The sequence below is a fragment of the Aquamicrobium sp. YD-1-mutant5 genome (genome assembly GCF_059509755.1).
This window is the reverse complement of the sequence record NZ_JCAKKP010000014.1, coordinates 38,338-55,782: the sequence shown is the minus strand read 5'-3', so window position 1 is coordinate 55,782 and position 17,445 is coordinate 38,338. Positions and strand designations below refer to the sequence as shown.

The following is a 17,445-nucleotide window of genomic DNA, read 5'->3' as shown; positions in this document are numbered from 1 at the left end:
AGAGGGGCACGAATGGTCGCCGTTGCGGCCGGTTTCGTGTTGTTCTGGAGAAGTTATGGCAGGCCCTGAAGACAAGCACCTACCCCTTGAAGATCTGCACAAACAGGCCGGAGCGCGCTTTGGCGCCTTTGCCGGCTGGTCCATGCCGCTGACCTATCCGGCCGGCGTCATGAAAGAGCATCTGCATACGCGCGAACATGTCGGCGTGTTCGATATCTCGCACATGAAGCTGATCGAGCTTTCCGGCAGCGGTGCCGGCGCTCTGCTGGAGCGTGCGTGTCCACTCGATTCTGTGGCGCTGCCGCTGCTTCAGTCCAAATATTCCTTCCTGCTCAACGATGCCGCCGGCGTCCTCGACGACGTGATCGTCACCCGTCTTGGTGATGACCGCTTCATGCTGGTGGCCAATGCCGGCAATGCGGCACAGGATGAGGCGCATCTGCGCAGCCTCACTGAAGGGCTCGACGTCACCATCGATCCGCTCGATCGCGTCTTCCTCGCCATTCAGGGTCCCGAAGCCGAAGCCGCCCTCAACAAGGCCGGCGTCGAAACCGGCGCGCTCCTCTTCATGCACGGGATCGAACCTCGCGACGGCTGGTTCCTGACACGCTCGGGATATACCGGCGAAGACGGCTTCGAGATTGGCCTTCCGGAAAAGGACGCCCGCGAACTGCTCGAAAAACTGTTCGCCGACGAGCGCGTGATGTGGGTGGGCCTTGCCGCCCGCGACAGCCTTCGCCTCGAAGCTGGTCTGTGCCTGCATGGCAACGACATCACGCCCGACACCAATCCGGTGGATGCGGCGCTGATGTGGGCCGTGCCGAAGAGCGTGCGCGCCGAAGGCCGGTTCGTGGGCGCAGACGCGTTGCGCGACCTGATTGCCCGCGGCGCTTCAGAAAAGCGCGTCGGTCTCAAGCCGGAAGGGCGCCAGCCGGTGCGCGCCGGCGCTTCCCTCTTCGATACGGACGGCAATCCCGCCGGCCGCATCACCTCGGGTGGTTTCGGTCCTTCGGCCGGACATCCGGTCGCAATGGGCTATGTGCCCGCCACTCAGGCAGCCGTTGGTAACAGGCTGTATGCCGATGTGCGTGGCACGAAAGTGCCGGTCGACATACATGCCCTGCCCTTCACACCGCATCGCTACCGCAAAGGATAATTCTCATGGCAACGACCTATTACACCGAAGACCACGAATGGCTGCGCGTCGAGGGCGATGTGGCGACCGTCGGCATCACCGACTATGCGCAGGAGCAGCTTGGGGACCTGGTCTTCGTCGAACTGCCTGAGACCGGCAAGAGCCTGAGCAAGGGCGACACGGCCGTCGTGGTGGAATCCGTCAAGGCGGCGTCGGACGTCTATGCCCCCGTCGATGGCGAAGTGACCGAAGCCAACGAGGCTCTTTCCTCAGACCCGGCACTGGTGAATTCCGCCGCCACCGGCGACGGCTGGCTGTGGAAGATGAAGCTTTCCGACACGAGCCAGCTCGACGGTCTCATGGATGAAGCGGCCTACAACGCCCATATCGGCTGACAGGACAAGACAATGACCACGGCACCCTTTACTTTCACGGATCGCCATATCGGCCCCGGCGATGACGATGTGCGCGCCATGCTCGCCCGCATCGGCGTCGCTTCGGTCGATGAACTGATCGATCAGGCTGTTCCGAAGTCGATCCGCCTTGATCGCGCCCTCGCCCTGCCGGCTCCGGCCAGCGAAGCCGAAGCGCTTGCCGAACTCTCGGTAACCATGTCGCGCAACATCGTCATGAAGAGCTTCATCGGCGCAGGCTATCATGGCGTTCAGGTGCCGCCGGTCATTCAGCGCAACATGTTCGAGAATCCGGCCTGGTACACGGCGTATACGCCCTATCAGGCCGAGATCAGCCAGGGACGTCTGGAAATGCTGTTCAATTTCCAGACGCTGGTGTCGGAACTGACCGGTCTGCCGGTGGCGTCCGCCTCGCTGCTCGATGAAGCCACGGCTGCCGCCGAGGCCGTCGGCATTGCCGTGCGTCATCATCGCGACAAGCGCAGCAAAATTGCGCTCGCCGGCGTGCCGCTGCCGCAGACGCTCGATGTTCTGCACACCCGCGCCGAGCCGCTGGACATCGTGATCGACGGCGACACGATCGACGACAACACCGCCGCACTCGTCGTTTCATGGCCGGACGCCAATGGCGTCTATGGCGACCACAAGGCGGCGATCGAGAAGGCGAAGGCAGCCGGCGCGCTGGTCATCTTCATTTCCGATCCGCTGTCGCTGACGGTCACCAGTTCGTCGGCAAGCCTCGGCGCGGACATAGCCGTCGGCTCCATGCAGCGCTTCGGCGTGCCGATGGGCTTTGGCGGTCCCCATGCGGCCTATTGCGCCGTGTCGGAAAAACTCACCCGCCTGATGCCGGGCCGGCTCGTCGGCCAGTCAGTCGATGCGCATGGCCGTCCCGGCTTCCGCCTCGCGCTGCAGACGCGCGAGCAGCACATCCGCCGCGATAAGGCGACCTCCAACATCTGCACCGCGCAGGCCCTGCTCGCCAATATGGCCACCGCCTATGCCATCTGGCACGGTCCGTCCGGCCTGAAGGCTATCGCCACCCGCATCCACAGGCTCGCCAACGGACTGGCCGCAGGGCTGACCGCCGCAGGTGTAAAGGTGCTTGGCGCCAGCCGCTTCGATAGCGTCACGGCCGAGGTAAAAGGCAAGGCGCAGGCCATTGCCGATGAAGCCGAAAAAGGCGGCCGTCTGCTGCGCGTCATCGATGCCGACCATGTTGGCATCGCCTTCGATGAAACCTCCACGGAGGCCGATCTCGAAGCCATTGCCGCGCTGTTCGGCGCCAAGGCCACGGCCGCCGCTTCGGACAGCCTGCCCGGCAAGCCGCGCGGCGGGGAATTCCTCACCCAGCCGGTGTTCCACGAAAACCGCTCCGAAACCGACATGATGCGCTATCTGCGCCGGTTGGGCGACAAGGATCTGGCGCTCGACCGCGCCATGATCCCGCTCGGCTCCTGCACGATGAAGCTCAATGCGGCGGCGGAAATGATGCCGGTGAGCTGGCCGAACATCGCCAACCTGCATCCCTTCGCCCCGAAGGCACATACGCTCGGCTTCCGCGACATGATCACGGAGCTCGAAAGCTGGCTGGCCGAGATTACCGGCTTCGATGCCGTCACCCTGCAGCCCAATGCCGGCAGTCAGGGCGAATATGCGGGCCTGCTCGCCATTCGCGGTTATCACAAGTCGCGCGGCGAAGGGCACCGCAACATCTGCCTTATCCCCTCCTCCGCGCATGGCACCAACCCGGCTTCGGCCGCGATGGCCGGCATGAGCGTTGTGGTGGTGCGCTGCACCGATGACGGCAATATCGACATCGACGACCTGAAGGCCAAGGCCGAACAGCACGGCGCCAATCTGGCGGCGCTGATGTTCACCTACCCGTCCACGCATGGCGTGTTCGAGGAAGGCGCCAAGGACATCTGCAACATCGTGCACGCGCATGGTGGTCAGGTCTATTTCGACGGCGCCAACCTCAATGCGCTGGTCGGTCTCGCTCGCCCCGGCGACATCGGCGCCGACGTCTGCCACATGAACCTGCACAAGACCTTCTGCATCCCGCATGGCGGCGGTGGCCCGGGCGTCGGGCCGATCGGCGTCAAGTCGCATCTGGCTCCGCACCTGCCGGGCCATGTTGCGGAAGGCTCCGCTCATGCGGTTTCGGCAGCCCCCTTCGGCAGCGCATCGATCCTGCCCATCACATGGATGTATATCCGCATGATGGGCCCCACCCTGAAGAAAGCGACGGAGATTGCCATCCTGTCGGCCAACTATCTGGTGGCGCGGCTCGGCAACCACTTCTCGGTGCTCTACCGGGGCCGTGGCGGACGCGTGGCGCATGAGTGCATCCTCGACACGCGCGTGCTCAAGGACCGTTCCGGCATCACCGTCGACGACATCGCCAAGCGCCTGATCGACTACGGCTTCCACGCTCCCACCATGTCGTTCCCGGTTGCCGGAACGCTGATGGTGGAGCCGACGGAATCCGAGCCGAAGGCCGAAGTGGATCGTCTGTGCGAAGCACTGATCGCCATCGCGGACGAAGCCGCCAAGGTGGAAAAGGGCGTATGGCCGGCCGATGACAACCCGCTGGTCAATGCGCCGCACACGGCATCCGAGGTTCTGGTCGGCGAGTGGACGCATCCTTATTCGCGCATGGAAGCCGCCTACCCGGCTGAAAATGCCGACAGCATCGTCAAATACTGGCCGCCGGTGTCGCGCATCGACAACGTGGCCGGCGATCGCAACCTGATCTGCTCCTGCCCGCCCGTGTCCGAATACAGCGACGCGGCCGAATAAGCCGATTCGGTAGAAAACATGGCAGAGGCCGGCGCAAAATGCCGGCCTCCTGCTTTTCAGGGCAGTGTCTGGCTTTTCAACACAGCGTTTGGAACCGTCCGGCCCTTGCTCCCCGCGCCAATCCTCTGTATTGCGTGGAAACGATCCTGAACAGAACCGGAACCTTGGTCGCGCTTGCCCCCAAAGCGTGGCAGACTAACCGGTGATTCGCAGCCTCCGCTCACGGACCCGCATGGACGACAGCAACGATCTTTTCGCCCGCATCGATGACAAGCCGCAGCCGGTGCGCGCACCTGCACGCCCGGCCGATCCGCTTGTGGAAGCGGCCCGCAAGGCGGCAACGGCTGCTGCTCCGGTAGCCTCTCCGCCGCCGAAGCCTGTGCCTTCCGCGCCTGCGCCAATCGGCGACGGATACAGCGCGGCCGACATCGAAGTTCTGGAAGGGCTGGAGCCGGTGCGGCGTCGGCCCGGCATGTATATCGGCGGCACCGACGAAAAGGCGCTGCATCATCTGTTTGCCGAAGTCATCGACAACTCGATGGACGAGGCCGTTGCCGGCCACGCCACCTTCATCGAGGTGGAGCTTTCCGCCGACGGTTTTCTGACCGTGACCGATAATGGCCGCGGCATTCCCGTCGATCTGCACCCGAAATACAACCGCCCCGCCATCGAGGTCATCATGACCACGCTGCACTCCGGCGGCAAATTCGATTCCAAGGTCTATGAAACCTCGGGCGGCCTGCATGGCGTCGGCGTCTCCGTCGTCAACGCCCTGTCTGAGGAACTGGAAGTCGAGATTGCGCGCGGGCGCAAGCTCTATCGGCAGCGTTTCTCGCGCGGCAAGCCGCTTGGCGATCTCGAACATCTGGGCGACATCCACAACCGGCGCGGGACGAAGATCCGCTTCAAGCCGGACGATCAGATTTTCGGCAAGGGCGCGAAGTTCGATCCGGCGCGCCTCTACAAGATGGCGCGCTCCAAGGCCTATCTTTTCGGCGGCGTCGAGATCCGCTGGAACTGCGATCCCCTGCTGATCGGCGAGAAGGACACCACGCCCCCGAAGGCCGAGTTCCACTATCCGGGCGGTCTCAAGGATTATCTGGCCGCCTCGCTGGGCGGCGATTTTCAGGTCACGCGCGAAATCTTCGCCGGCAAAACCGAGCGTCAGGGTGGTCATGGCTCCGTCGAATGGGCCGTGACCTGGTATGGCGGCGACGGCTTCCTAAACTCCTACTGCAACACCATTCCGACCGGTGAAGGCGGCACGCATGAAACCGGACTGCGGAACGTGCTGCTGCGCGGCCTGCGCGCTTATGCCGATCTGGTCGGCAACAAGCGCGCCTCGGTGGTGACGTCGGAAGACGTGATGATTTCGGCCGCCGGCATGCTGTCCGTATTCATCCGCGAACCGGAATTCGTCGGCCAGACCAAGGATCGCCTTGCGACGGTCGAAGCCGTGCGCATCGTCGAAAGCGCTATCCGCGATCCGTTCGACCACTGGCTGGCAGACAACCCGCAGGAAGCCTCGAAGCTGCTCGACTGGGTGATCCAGCGCGCCGACGAGCGCGTTCGCCGCCGTCAGGAGCGCGAGGTGTCGCGCAAGACCGCCGTGCGCAAGCTGCGTCTGCCCGGCAAGCTGGCCGACTGCACCCAGAATGCCGCCGCAGGTGCAGAACTGTTCATCGTCGAGGGTGACTCGGCCGGTGGCTCCGCCAAGCAGGCGCGCGACCGCGCCACGCAGGCCGTCCTGCCGCTGCGCGGCAAGATCCTCAACGTCGCCAGCGCCGGTCACGACAAGCTCACCGCCAACCAGACGATTTCCGACCTGGTCCAGGCGCTGGGCTGCGGCACGCGCTCGAAATATCGCGATCAGGACCTTCGCTACGACCGCGTCATCATCATGACCGACGCCGACGTCGACGGCGCGCACATCGCCTCGCTGCTCATCACCTTCTTCTATCAGGAGATGCCGCAGCTCATACATGGCGGGCATCTCTACATGGCGGTGCCTCCGCTCTATTCGATCCGGCAGGGCGGCAAGGTCGCCTATGCGCGCGACGACGCCCACAAGGACGAATTGCTGCGCACCCAGTTCACCGGGCGCGGCAAGATCGAGATCGGCCGCTTCAAGGGCCTTGGCGAGATGATGGCGCATCAGCTCAAGGAAACCACCATGGACCCGAAGAAGCGCACGCTTCTGCGTGTCGATGTGATCGATGAGGAAGCAGCAACCCGCGATGCGGTGGATGCGCTGATGGGCACAAAGCCGGAAGCACGTTTCCGCTTCATCACCGAGCGTGCCGAATTCGCCGAGGCCGACGCGCTGGACATCTGATCCTTTATGCGAGCGATGAACCGGCTCAGGGACACGCTTGCAGGCCTGATGCGTCCGACGCGCGGCGACTGGGTTTTCGCACTTCGCACCACGCTTGCCGGTCTTGTCGCGCTGTTTGTGGCCTATGCCCTGCGGCTGGAGCATCCGCATTGGGCCATGATGACGGTGTTCATCGTCGCCCAGCCCGTTGCCGGCATGGTGCTGGCCAAAAGCTTCTACCGGCTGATCGGAACGCTGGCGGGCGCACTTGCAGCGCTCGTCATGGTGCCGTTGTTTGGCGGCCATGCCTGGCTGTTCCTCGCCGTGCTGTCACTGTGGATAGGGATCTGCACCTGGTTCGCCTCGCTGTTGCGCAATCCGGAAGCCTATGGTGCCGCCCTCGCCGGCTATACGGCGATCATCATCGGCTTGCCCGGCTTTGCCGAACCGCATCTGCTTCACGATCTGGCCCTGGCGCGCTGCGGCGAGATCGTCATCGGCATCTTATGCGCCGGCATCAGCAGCCGGCTCATGCTGCCGCAACTGGCTTCGGAAGCCATGGGAACCCGGCTGGCTGGCTGCATCAGTGACCTTGCCACTTATGCGCGCGGGGCCTTTTCAGGCGCCGACATTTCGACGCTGCGGCCCGTTCACCGAAAGCTGGTGACGGACATACAGGCGCTCAGCGAAATGCGCGCCTATGCGCGGCTGGAAATGCCCGGACGCGCCAGCCGCGCCCATTCCGTGCGGCGCGCCATCGGCCATCTGCTGTCCGCCATTTCGGCGGCCCGGATGCTGCGGCAGCACTCGCTGCCGGACAACGAGGCGCTGCAACCCATACGCGACGCACTGAAATCGCTGATCGACGATCTGGCCGCGCCCGGCGCCCTTGACGATACAGCCCCCTTCATCGCGCGCCTCGACGAGATCGCAGCCATGGCGGCGATGGCGAGATCCACGGATGGGGACGATCCCGTTGCCACGGCTTCGCGGCTGGCGCTGGTGCGGGAGTTCGTCCACGCGCTGAAAGGCGCCTTGCGCGGTCTGGACATGCTGCGCCACGAGCCGGACCGGCAGAAAAGCCTGCGCCGGCAGCCGGCTCTCGTCATTCACCGCGACCACGATGCGGCACGGCGCAACGCCATCCGCGCCATGGTGGCCACGGCGCTGGTCGCGGCCTTCTGGCTGGAAACGCAATGGTCGAGCGCGGCGGGCATCGTCGTCATCGTCGCCGTCGTGGCCAGCCTGTTCGCGGCGCGGCCGTTTCCGGTCAAGGTCGCATGGGGTTTCTTCAAGGGCACTCTTCTTGCCCTGCCCTTCGCATTCGTGGTCGGACAGGTGCTCCTGCCCGCCTTTCCCGGATTTTTCTGGTTCGCGCTGTTCGTCGTGCCGATACTGGTGCCGGCGGCACTTGCCATGGCCAATCCGCGCCTGACCGGCGTCGCGACCGCATTTGCGATCAATTTCCTCGCCTTCCTGAGCCCGCACCAGCTCATGAGCTACGACCCGGCGGAGTTTCTTGCCGGTTCCGGCTCGATACTGATCGGCATCCTGCTGGCGATCGGCGTATTCCTCACCGTGCTTCCCGCCAATCCGCGCCGCACGGCCGAAGGCATAGTGCGCGTCATGCGTGAGGATCTGGCGCGCCTGTGCCTGCATGAGCGCATCGCAAAGCGATCCGCTTTCGAAAGCCTCGCCTACGACCGGATAAGCCAGTTGATGCCCCTGTTGCAGGGAAGAGGAAAGGAAGGCGAGGCGCTCATCGCCGGCAGCGTGGCGGCGGTGACGGCCGGCCTTTCGGTGCTGCGCCTGCGCATTTCCATGCTGGGCAGCGGGCTGACGGCAGCAGACAAGAAAGAGGCAGGTGATTTCCTGCGCCAGGTGGCGCGCGGGCTTTTGGTGAAGCCTGCCGGCTCGTCATGGGCAGGAACGGTTGCCGACGCTCGCCGGACAGCCGGCCGGATCGCAGCTTCCGGCAACGCCGAGGCCTTGCAGGCCGCCGCCTCCATGCGCGTTATCGCGGCGGCGATCGAGGATCACCCGGCCTTCTTCAGTCGCAGGGCCTGAATTCAGGCAGCGGCTATGGCGAGGGCGTGGCCACGCGCATTTTCGCGCAGCGCATCGAGGTGGATGGATTTCACCAGCGTGGCGAGATCGCCCTGCGCTCCCTGCCCGCCGAGCTCCTTCAGCATCAGCCAGCTTACCTCCTGAACGCCGGCGACTCGCTTGCCGTTGGCGACCTCGCGCCAGATTCTCAGCGCGCGCAGGATGATGGCATGGGTGGCATCGGCAAGGCCGGCACTTGCCAGCAAGGCACGCAGGGCAACGTCGTTGCCGGCGGCCAGCAGGGAGGCCACGCGCTGCTCGCTGCGGCGGGTCAGAACCACCAGCGCCCGGCCGAAGAAATCGATCTTGCCATGGGCAACCGTGCGAATGAGGAAGGAAGCCGTCAGATCGCCGCGCAGGCGCAGATGCTCGGCCAGCGCCTCATGTTCATCGGCATTGGTTGCCTCTATCAGCGTCAGCGACGCCTTTGTGCAGGCATCGCGCAGCAGGCGGTCGGCACGCGCAGCACCCATCAGCGCCTGCACCAGCGGCGATCCCTTCAGCGTTTCGCCAAGCCTGACCAGCAGCGTGTGGCGGCAATCCGCAGGCAGCCGCACATCGCCAACGAGCGCCTCACGCACCGGCCCCAGATGGCCGAAACGTTCCGTCATGCGGCGAAAGCTCAGCGAGGCAATATCCGCCCCGCAGTTTTTAAGCAGCATAACGCAGGCGTCCGCCTCGCCGATCTCTGCGATTGCGGCAGCCACCTGCATCGACACGAAGGGGCGGTCTGCCACCAGCTTCTGGGTGGCGAGGGTTCCCGCAGCAACCCGGTCGATGAGATCGGCATCCGTCAAAAGCGGCGAGCGGGCAACGACGAGGGCCGCCACTTCCGGCTGGTCGGCGGCAAGGGTGGCAATGACCTGAACCGGCGCATGCCGGCTCATGGAAAGCGCCTCGGCCATGGCCTGCCGCACCTTGGAGGACGGATCGTCGAGCAGCAGCGTCAGCGCCGCCTCGGCCGCGCAGCGGTCCTCGAAAGGCAGCGTATTGTTGACATAGGCATGGGCAAGAGCCGCGGCCGCGGCCGCGCGTTCCGAGACCTTCGCAGTGCAGATCCACTTCAGGAAATGCGAAACAACTATCATATGCCCTGCCCCACCAGGCCAGCCCCGGCCATGCAACGCAGGATAGATTCGATGGCTTAATAAAGCGTTCACCATGTTTCAGCGTGAAGGCAACGCTTGCGGGACATGCGGCAGCGCCCTATCAGAAAGCACGAAGAGGAGAATGCAATGGCCGGTCTTTATCTTGAGGAATTCGAAGTCGGACACGTCTTTCGCCACACACTGCGCAAGACCGTCACCGAAAGCGACAACATGCTGTTTTCGGTGATGACGCTGAATCCCCAGCCACTGCATATCGATTTCGACTTCGCCTCGAAGACCGAATGGGGCAAGCCGCTGGTCAATTCCCTGTTCACGCTCGGCCTGATGATCGGCATCGCGGTGAACGACCTTACCGTTGGCACCACCATCGGCAATCTCGGCATGACGGACACGGTGTTCCCGCACCCGCTGTTCCATGGCGATACGGTGCGGGTGGAAACCACCGTCGTCTCGGTGCGTGAATCGAAATCCAAGCCTGATCGCGGCATCGTGGAGATGGAACACAGGGCCTACAACCAGAACGACGTTCTGGTGGCGAAATGCCTGCGGCAGGCCATGATGCTGAAGAGACCGGCCTGATGCGCTCGCTTCTGTTCGTTCCCGGCGATTCGGAAAAGAAGCTGGAGAAAGGCTTTTCATCCGGGGCCGATGTGGTGATCGTCGACCTTGAGGACTCCGTCGCTCCGGCCAACAAGGAAAACGCGCGCCGCATCGCCGCCGATTTCCTTTCCGCACGCCAGTCAGGCGGAAAGCCTGCCGTCTATGTGCGCGTCAACGATCTTTCGACCGGCCTCACCGATGGCGATCTCGCCGCAGTGGCGGACGCGCGCCCGCACGGCATCATGCTGCCCAAATCGACCAGCGGCGCGGACGTGCAGCAGCTTTCCGCAAAGCTGCGCGTGCATGAAGCGCAAAATGGGCTGCCGGATGGCGGCATCGGCATCATCGCCATTGTGACGGAGACGGCTGCCTCGCTGTTCACGGGTGCTACCTATGCCGGCGCAAGCACACGCCTTGCCGGGCTGACATGGGGTTCCGAGGATCTGTCGGCAGCCATAGGCGCGCGTTCGGCACGCGATGCGGACGGGCGCTATACGGACGTGTTCAGGCTTGCCCGCACCGTCACCCTGCTTGCGGCATCGGCTGCCGAAACCACGGCCATCGACAGCGTGTATCCTGATTTCCGCGATCTGGCCGGGCTGGAAGCCGAATGCCTTGAAGCCGAGCGCGACGGGTTCACCGCCAAGATGGCGATCCATCCAGCACAGGTTCCCGTCATCAACGCCGCCTTCACGCCATCAGCCGAGGCCATCGAGCATTCGCAAGCCGTTGTGGCGGCGTTCGAAGCCGCCGGAAATCCGGGCGTGGTGGGCATCGGCGGCAAGATGTACGACCGCCCTCACCTGCGCCTCGCCGAGCGCCTTCTGGCACGGGCACGGGCCGCGGGTGTGACCAGCTAGAGCGCGATGACTTTTCCCTGAATCGCCATCACGCTCTCCCTTTTATTGAGCATGATCTTTTCCGAAAACCGGTTACCACTTTTCAGGATCATGCTTTTAGCATGATCATCCCTGCCAGGGGCCGGTGTAATCCGCATAAAGCGTTGCCGGGTCGGGACGCGGACGGTCCTGTACTGGCCCCTCGAAAGTTCCTATGTGGACGAAGCCGACGACGCGCTCGTCGGGCGCCAGCCCCAGCACCGCCCGGCCTTCGGGACTATCGGAATACCAGTTGGTGATGAGATTGGTGCCGAAGCCCAGCGCATTGGCCGCGATCATCAGATTCATCGCCGCCATGCCGCCCGAGAGGAATTTCTCCCAGTCGGGTATCGACGGGTGATGTTTTGGCGTCGAGACCACGCCGATCACGACGGGCGCGCGCGAAAACCGCGTCTGCTCCTTCATGCGTCGCCCTTCCGGCAGCGGGCCTTCCAGCTCTTCGGCAAGAGCCACCAGCCGGCGCCCGACCTCCTCACGCGCTTCGCCGCGATAGATGATGAAGCGCCACGGCGCCAGCTTGCCGTGATCCGGCACGCGGGAAGCCGCCGCGATGATCTTCGCGATCTGGGCATCGTCGGGACCGGGAGCCTTCAGGTCCTGAACCGGAACCGAGGTTCTGGTCAGCAGGAAGTCCATGATCGTCTCGTTCATCGGCACGCATCCTCCGGTGGGATTGGGACCGGCGGCTGGGGCGCCCGATCTTGCGATCTGCCCGGGCATTGCCGGAAAATGGAGGCATCCGTCCACACGGATGCTGTCGGGCCTTGAAATTGCCACCAGCTTGCGGTTCAAGGCAAGGTATGTTTGCAGCGGTTCGCCGTCTTTCCCCGATCATGTTGGCCGCCGCGCTCGGCATGGCCATGTCCGTGCCATCCGGGGCACAGGACGATGACGGCATCGGCGAACTCAAGCTCCCCGGCATTTCCAGCTATGCGACGCCGCACAGCGACGCCCAGCTTGCCGTCCCGGACGGAAACGTTACCCTCAGCGCGCATCTCACCGAAGGCGGAGAGGACATCTCCCGCGGCATGGTGTGGCGTGTTTTCAGGCCCGAGCCGGATGCAGATGGCAAACTGCCGCTGATCGCCTCGGCGCAGGGCGGCACCACCTCGTTCGAGCTCGAACCGGGCAGCTATCTGGTCCACGCCTCCTATGGCCGGGCGGGCGCCACCAAGCGCATTTCCGTGGGCAGGCAGCCCCAGCGCGAGAGCTTCGTTCTCGATGCGGGCGGCCTCAAGCTTGACGCTGTAGCCGTAGGCGGCGGGCGCATTCCGCCGGCAAAACTGCGCTTTGCCATCTATGAGGGCGATGGCGACAGCCCGGGCGAACGCCCGCTGATCCTGCCCAACGTGCAGCCGAACACCGTGGTCCGGCTGAATTCCGGCACCTACCACATCGTTTCGACCTACGGTTCGGTGAACGCCATCATCCGCTCCGACATAAGGGTCGAGGCCGGCAAGCTCACCGAGGCAACCGTGGAGCACCATGCCGCCGAAGTCACGCTGAAGCTGGTGCGTGAAGCCGGTGGCGAGGCCATTGCCGATACGTCGTGGTCGGTCCTGAACGAGGCGGGCGAACAGGTCAAGGAAAGCGTCGGGGCCTTCGCGCCGATGGTTCTGGCCGATGGCGACTATACGGTGATCGCCAAGAACCGCGACCGCATCTACCAGACGGATTTCAAGGTGGAACCGGGTCGCAACCGCGAGATCGAGGTGGTGGCGTCCGAAGCCTCGGCGGTGGACCCCGAAGCCGCGGACTGACTGTTCACCACTTTCAAGGTTGCAACAGTTTTCCTCCCATGACACAAATACAGCGTTCTCAGGGCGGGGTGAGACTCCCCACCGGCGGTATGCAGGCTTAGCCTGCGAGCCCGCGAGCGCTTTCCTCCCAGCCATCTTCTCCGGCCTGTGGGGAAAGGTCAGCAGATCAGGTGCGATGCCTGAGCCGACGGTTACAGTCCGGATGGAAGAGGACATGTGGGCACCGCCGACTATGCGGGCGAAGTGCCTTCATGTGATCGCCTTGGGTGACGTGTCTGTTGCTGAAAGGAGATCGCCATGACACAAGCCCGATCAGAAGTAGCTCACCCTTCTTTTTCCCGTTCCGCGCGCTATGCCTTCATCAAGGCCAACTGGCACAGTGACATCGTCGATCGCGCGCTGGAAGGATTCACCCAGCTCATTCCCGCCGAACAGGTCGATGTCTTCGACGTTCCCGGCGCATTCGAGATGCCGCTGCTCGCCCGTGATCTTGCGCAGACTGGCCGCTACGCGGCTGTCGCGGCGGCCGCGCTTGTGGTGGATGGTGGCATCTACCGGCACGATTTCGTCGCGCAGGCGGTTGTCGACGGACTGATGCGCGCCGGCATGGATTCCGGTGTTCCCGTGCTGTCGGTGTCGCTTACCCCACACCACTATCAGGAAACCGAGCACCACAACCGCATCTTTTCCGAGCACTTCGTCAAGAAGGGCCGTGAGGCGGCGGAGGCGGCGCTGATCATTGGCAGGACCCGCGCGCAGCTGGCTGCCGCTGCCTGAATTCATTCATCGAAATGAAAACGGCGGCGGATTGCTCCGCCGCCGTTTTTCGTGTCCACGAGCCCAGCCTGATCAGCCTGCGCGGGCGCGCTTGAGGTCTGGCGGGGTCGCCTCGTCGACAAGCGCCGTGATCGCCTCGTCCAGTGTCATCGACTGCTGGTCGCGGGAACCGAGGCGGCGCATGTTGACCGAACCCTCCTCGGCCTCGCGCTTGCCGCAGACGAGGATGACCGGCACTTTCGCCAGGCTGTGCTCACGCACCTTGTAATTGATCTTCTCGTTGCGCAGATCGGCTTCGGCAGACAGGCCGGCGGCCTTCAGCTTCGCCACCACCTGCTTCACATAGTCGTCGGCATCGGAGGTGATCGTCGCCACCACCACCTGCAAGGGCGCGAACCACAGCGGCATCTGGCCGGCATGGCTTTCGATGAGAATGCCGAGGAAGCGTTCCAGCGAACCGCAGATGGCGCGATGCACCATCACCGGCTGCTTCTTCTCCGAATCCGCGCCGATGTAGAACGCGCCGAAGCGCTCCGGCAGGTTGAAGTCCACCTGCGTGGTGCCGCACTGCCATTCGCGGCCGATAGCATCCCTCAGCGTGTACTCGAACTTCGGCCCGTAGAAGGTGCCCTCGCCTTCGTTGATGCCAATCTTGATACGGTTGTCCTCACGCGCCATGCGCGCCAGCGCGCGGCGCAGGATGTCCTCGGCATGGTCCCATGCCGCATCGGTGCCGACGCGCTTTTCCGGCCGCGTGGCGAGTTTCACCACCACTTCCTCGAAGCCGAAATCCTTGTACACCGACATCATCAGGTCGTTGATCTTGAGGATTTCCGCTTCAAGCTGATCCTCGGTGCAGAAGATATGCGCATCATCCTGCGTGAATGCGCGCACGCGCATCAGACCATGCAAGGCCCCGGACGCTTCATAGCGATGCACATTTCCGAACTCCGCAAGCCGGATCGGCAGGTCGCGGTAGGATTTCAGGCCATGCTTGAATATCTGCACATGGCCGGGGCAGTTCATCGGCTTCAGCGCAAACACGCGCTGATCGGCATCCGGGTCGTCCGGATGGGTGAAGGCGTGGGCCGACTTCACCGCGAACATGTTCTCCTGATACCAGCCCCAGTGACCAGAAGTCTCCCACAGGCTCTTGTCGAGCACCTGCGGGGCGTTCACCTCCTGATAATCGTCGCCGAGGCGGCGGCGCATATAGGCGATGAGGTTCTGGAACATCTTCCAGCCCTTGGCGTGCCAGAAGACGACGCCCGGCCCTTCCTCCTGGAAGTGGAACAGGTCCATTTCGCGGCCAAGGCGGCGATGGTCGCGCTTCTCGGCCTCTTCCAGCATGTGCAGATACTGCTCGAGCTGTTCCTGCGTCGCCCATGCGGTGCCGTAGATGCGCGTCAGCATCGGGTTGTTGGCATCGCCGCGCCAGTAGGCGCCGGCAACCTTCATCAGCTTGAAGGCGTTGCCGATCTGGCCGGTGGAGGCCATGTGCGGGCCGCGACAAAGATCGAACCAGTCGCCCTGATAATAGATCTTCAGGTCCTGATCCTCGGGGATCGCCTCGACCAGTTCGACCTTGTAGGCCTCGCCCTTGTCGCGGAACACCTGCTTCGCCTTCTCGCGCGACCAGACTTCCTTTGTGAAAGGCTTGTTGCGCTGAATGATCTCGCGCATCTTCTTTTCGATGGCCGCGAAATCGTCCGGCGTGAAAGGCTCGTTGCGGGCGAAGTCGTAGTAGAAACCGTTGTCGATTACCGGACCTATGGTCACCTGCGTGCCCGGCCACAGTTCCTGCACGGCCTCGGCCAGAACGTGCGCGGCGTCGTGGCGAATCAGTTCCAGCGCGCGGGGATCGTCGCGGGTGACGATCTCGACCTTGCCGGACCCGCCCAGCGGATCGGACAGATCGCGCAGGGTGCCGTCGAAAGTGTAGGCGACGGCCTTCTTGGCCAGCGACTTCGAGATGGATTCCGCAAGTGCAGCACCGGTCGTCGCGGCGTCATACTCGCGCGACGAGCCATCGGGAAATGTGAGGGAAACGGTATTCGACACGGGTGTTCTCCTATCCAGTCCCGCAAACGAGCGCGGGTGGGTTTGATGCGGCTTGAATGCCGAGCCGGTCTGATAGTGCCTGTTCCGGCCTGAGTAAAGGCGGCGAAGCATCGCGGCATCCCGCGATCCGCCGCCGCCCGGTTCAGGGAACTTCGATGGTGATGCAGTCGTGCCGGTTGCTCTTCAGCATCGCGCAGGCGCGGGTGGCGGCTGCCTGATCCTCGAAGCCCTCGAAGCGGGCGCGATAAAGCGTGCGGCCGTTGCGGGATGTGGTTTCGATCTGCGCAAGAGCTCCCGTATGGACCGTGCGCACCAGCGACCCGACCTTGTCCAGAAGCTCCTGTGCCGCGCCCCGGCTGGGCAGCGCCGCGACCTGAATCTGCCAGCCGGTCAGGGAAGGTACCGGAAAGCCGCCGTCACCCTGCTCGATTTCAGGCATGTGCATCTCGGGCATATGCATGGCAATTTCCACCGCCGGCCTTGGCGTCGGCACCGGCACATTCATCGCCACCAGAGGCGCTTCGACGGTTTCACCGTTGCTGAAGCGTGTCAGCAGCGTCGCCATCTGGTTGTCGCGCGCACGGGCCGTCTTTCCGCCCAGCACGACGCCGATCAGGCGATGGCCGTTGAGGTTGAGGGAGCTTGCGAGGTTGTAGCCGGCTGCATCGGTGTAGCCGGTCTTGATGCCATCAACGCCGCCATAGCGATACATGAGGTTGTTGTGGCCCCTGCGCAGCTTGCCGCGAAACACGAAAGACGGCTGCGCAAACAGGCGATATTCCTTCGGAAAATCCCGCTGCAGGGCAAGGCCGAGCAGAGCCATGTCGCGCGCGGTCGTGGTCTGTTTCAGGCCATCCGTCAGCCCCGACGGGTTGGTGAAGGCCGTATCCTTCATGCCGATCTGCCGGGCGCGCTGCGTCATCAGGCGGCCGAACTGAACCTCAGAGCCGGCCAGATGCTCGCCGATGGCAGCCGCAGCATCATTTGCGGAGACGACGATCATACCGTCCACGGCTTCGCGCACGCTGATCGTGTCGCCGGGTTTCACCCACAGCTTGGTGGGGATCTTGATGGAAGCGTTGCGCGATACGGTGACGCGGTCCTCCCAGCGCAGACGGCCATCGCGGATCGCCTCGAAGGTGATGTAGAGCGTCATCATCTTGGCCAGAGAAGCCGGCGGCTGGATGCGGCTGCCACCGTCCTCGCCGACGAAAACGCCGCTGTCCACGTCGAAGACCGCCCACGAGGTTTCTGCGAGTGCCGCACCAGCGCCCAACACGATGGAGCCAGCGGCAAACAGGGCCGCAAGAAAATTGCGGACACCCCGCCCAGCACGAAAAGCCTGCATCAAGTCCCCTCGAACGAATCGCATTTCTGAAAAATATCGCGGCAAAATGTAAGGCTCGGGATCGAAAAAGCCGAAGCCGTTCCACCCTCACCATGGTAAATTTTTGCTAACAAATAATGAG

The 17,445-nt window shown here is 63.7% G+C and carries 13 protein-coding genes and 1 riboswitch; of the genes, 9 read left to right on the top strand and 4 right to left on the bottom strand.

Annotation, left to right across the window (positions count from 1 at the left end):
* Positions 1-55: 55 nt before the first annotated feature.
* The 5 genes from gcvT (at position 56) to AC5XE7_RS16770 (ending at position 8,731) form a co-directional block, all read left to right on the top strand.
* On the top strand, positions 56-1,156 hold the full coding sequence (gcvT, locus tag AC5XE7_RS16790; RefSeq protein ID WP_495366912.1) for a glycine cleavage system aminomethyltransferase GcvT: 1,101 nt from the start codon (positions 56-58) through the stop codon (positions 1,154-1,156).
* A gap of 5 nt (positions 1,157-1,161) precedes the next feature.
* Positions 1,162-1,530, top strand: a complete 369-nt coding sequence (gene gcvH / locus AC5XE7_RS16785) for a glycine cleavage system protein GcvH (protein ID WP_183829327.1) — start codon at positions 1,162-1,164, stop codon at positions 1,528-1,530.
* Between the two features lie 12 nt (positions 1,531-1,542).
* Entirely contained in the window at positions 1,543-4,350 is a 2,808-nt protein-coding gene (gene gcvP, locus AC5XE7_RS16780) for an aminomethyl-transferring glycine dehydrogenase (protein WP_495366911.1), read from the top strand.
* Positions 4,351-4,582: 232 nt separating this feature from the next.
* Positions 4,583-6,685: a DNA topoisomerase IV subunit B gene (parE, locus tag AC5XE7_RS16775; protein WP_495366910.1), complete on the top strand. Its 2,103-nt coding sequence runs from the start codon at positions 4,583-4,585 to the stop codon at positions 6,683-6,685.
* 6 nt (positions 6,686-6,691) lie between these two features.
* Entirely contained in the window at positions 6,692-8,731 is a 2,040-nt protein-coding gene (locus AC5XE7_RS16770) for an FUSC family protein (RefSeq protein WP_495366909.1), read from the top strand.
* Between the two features lie 2 nt (positions 8,732-8,733).
* On the opposite strand, the gene AC5XE7_RS16765 is transcribed toward AC5XE7_RS16770, so the two are convergent.
* Positions 8,734-9,858, bottom strand: coding sequence for a DUF2336 domain-containing protein (locus AC5XE7_RS16765; protein ID WP_495366908.1), 1,125 nt, complete (start codon positions 9,856-9,858; stop codon positions 8,734-8,736).
* A 147-nt stretch (positions 9,859-10,005) separates the two neighbouring features.
* Here AC5XE7_RS16765 and AC5XE7_RS16760 point away from each other — a divergent pair, with 147 nt between their 5' ends.
* Both AC5XE7_RS16760 and AC5XE7_RS16755 read left to right on the top strand, forming a co-directional pair.
* Positions 10,006-10,458, top strand: coding sequence for a MaoC family dehydratase (locus tag AC5XE7_RS16760; RefSeq protein ID WP_183829312.1), 453 nt, complete (start codon positions 10,006-10,008; stop codon positions 10,456-10,458).
* Positions 10,458-11,339, top strand: coding sequence for an HpcH/HpaI aldolase/citrate lyase family protein (locus AC5XE7_RS16755; protein WP_495366907.1), 882 nt, complete (start codon positions 10,458-10,460; stop codon positions 11,337-11,339). Before AC5XE7_RS16760 ends, AC5XE7_RS16755 begins: the two co-directional genes overlap by 1 nt.
* A 105-nt stretch (positions 11,340-11,444) precedes the next feature.
* Here the strand turns inward: AC5XE7_RS16755 and AC5XE7_RS16750 are convergent, their stop codons facing one another.
* A complete protein-coding gene (locus AC5XE7_RS16750; RefSeq protein WP_495366906.1) occupies positions 11,445-12,029 on the bottom strand; it encodes a nitroreductase family protein in 585 nt (194 codons plus the stop codon).
* 149 nt (positions 12,030-12,178) lie between these two features.
* Between AC5XE7_RS16750 and AC5XE7_RS16745 the strand changes: the two genes are divergently transcribed.
* Complete coding sequence (locus AC5XE7_RS16745; protein ID WP_425291497.1) at positions 12,179-13,138, top strand: RgsD C-terminal domain-containing protein; 960 nt, start codon at positions 12,179-12,181, stop codon at positions 13,136-13,138.
* A gap of 50 nt (positions 13,139-13,188) precedes the next feature.
* Positions 13,189-13,356: riboswitch (FMN riboswitch) on the top strand.
* Between the two features lie 79 nt (positions 13,357-13,435).
* Entirely contained in the window at positions 13,436-13,915 is a 480-nt protein-coding gene (locus AC5XE7_RS16740) for a 6,7-dimethyl-8-ribityllumazine synthase (protein WP_495366905.1), read from the top strand.
* Positions 13,916-13,987: 72 nt separating this feature from the next.
* Here the strand turns inward: AC5XE7_RS16740 and thrS are convergent, their stop codons facing one another.
* Both thrS and AC5XE7_RS16730 read right to left on the bottom strand, forming a co-directional pair.
* Positions 13,988-15,976 carry a threonine--tRNA ligase gene (thrS, locus tag AC5XE7_RS16735; protein ID WP_495366904.1) on the bottom strand — a complete coding sequence of 663 codons (1,989 nt, stop codon included), beginning with the start codon at positions 15,974-15,976 and terminating at the stop codon, positions 13,988-13,990.
* A 142-nt stretch (positions 15,977-16,118) separates the two neighbouring features.
* The gene (locus AC5XE7_RS16730) at positions 16,119-17,324 is read right to left on the bottom strand and encodes a serine hydrolase (RefSeq protein WP_495366903.1); all 1,206 of its coding nucleotides are present in this window, start codon (positions 17,322-17,324) and stop codon (positions 16,119-16,121) included.
* Positions 17,325-17,445 lie beyond the last annotated feature (121 nt).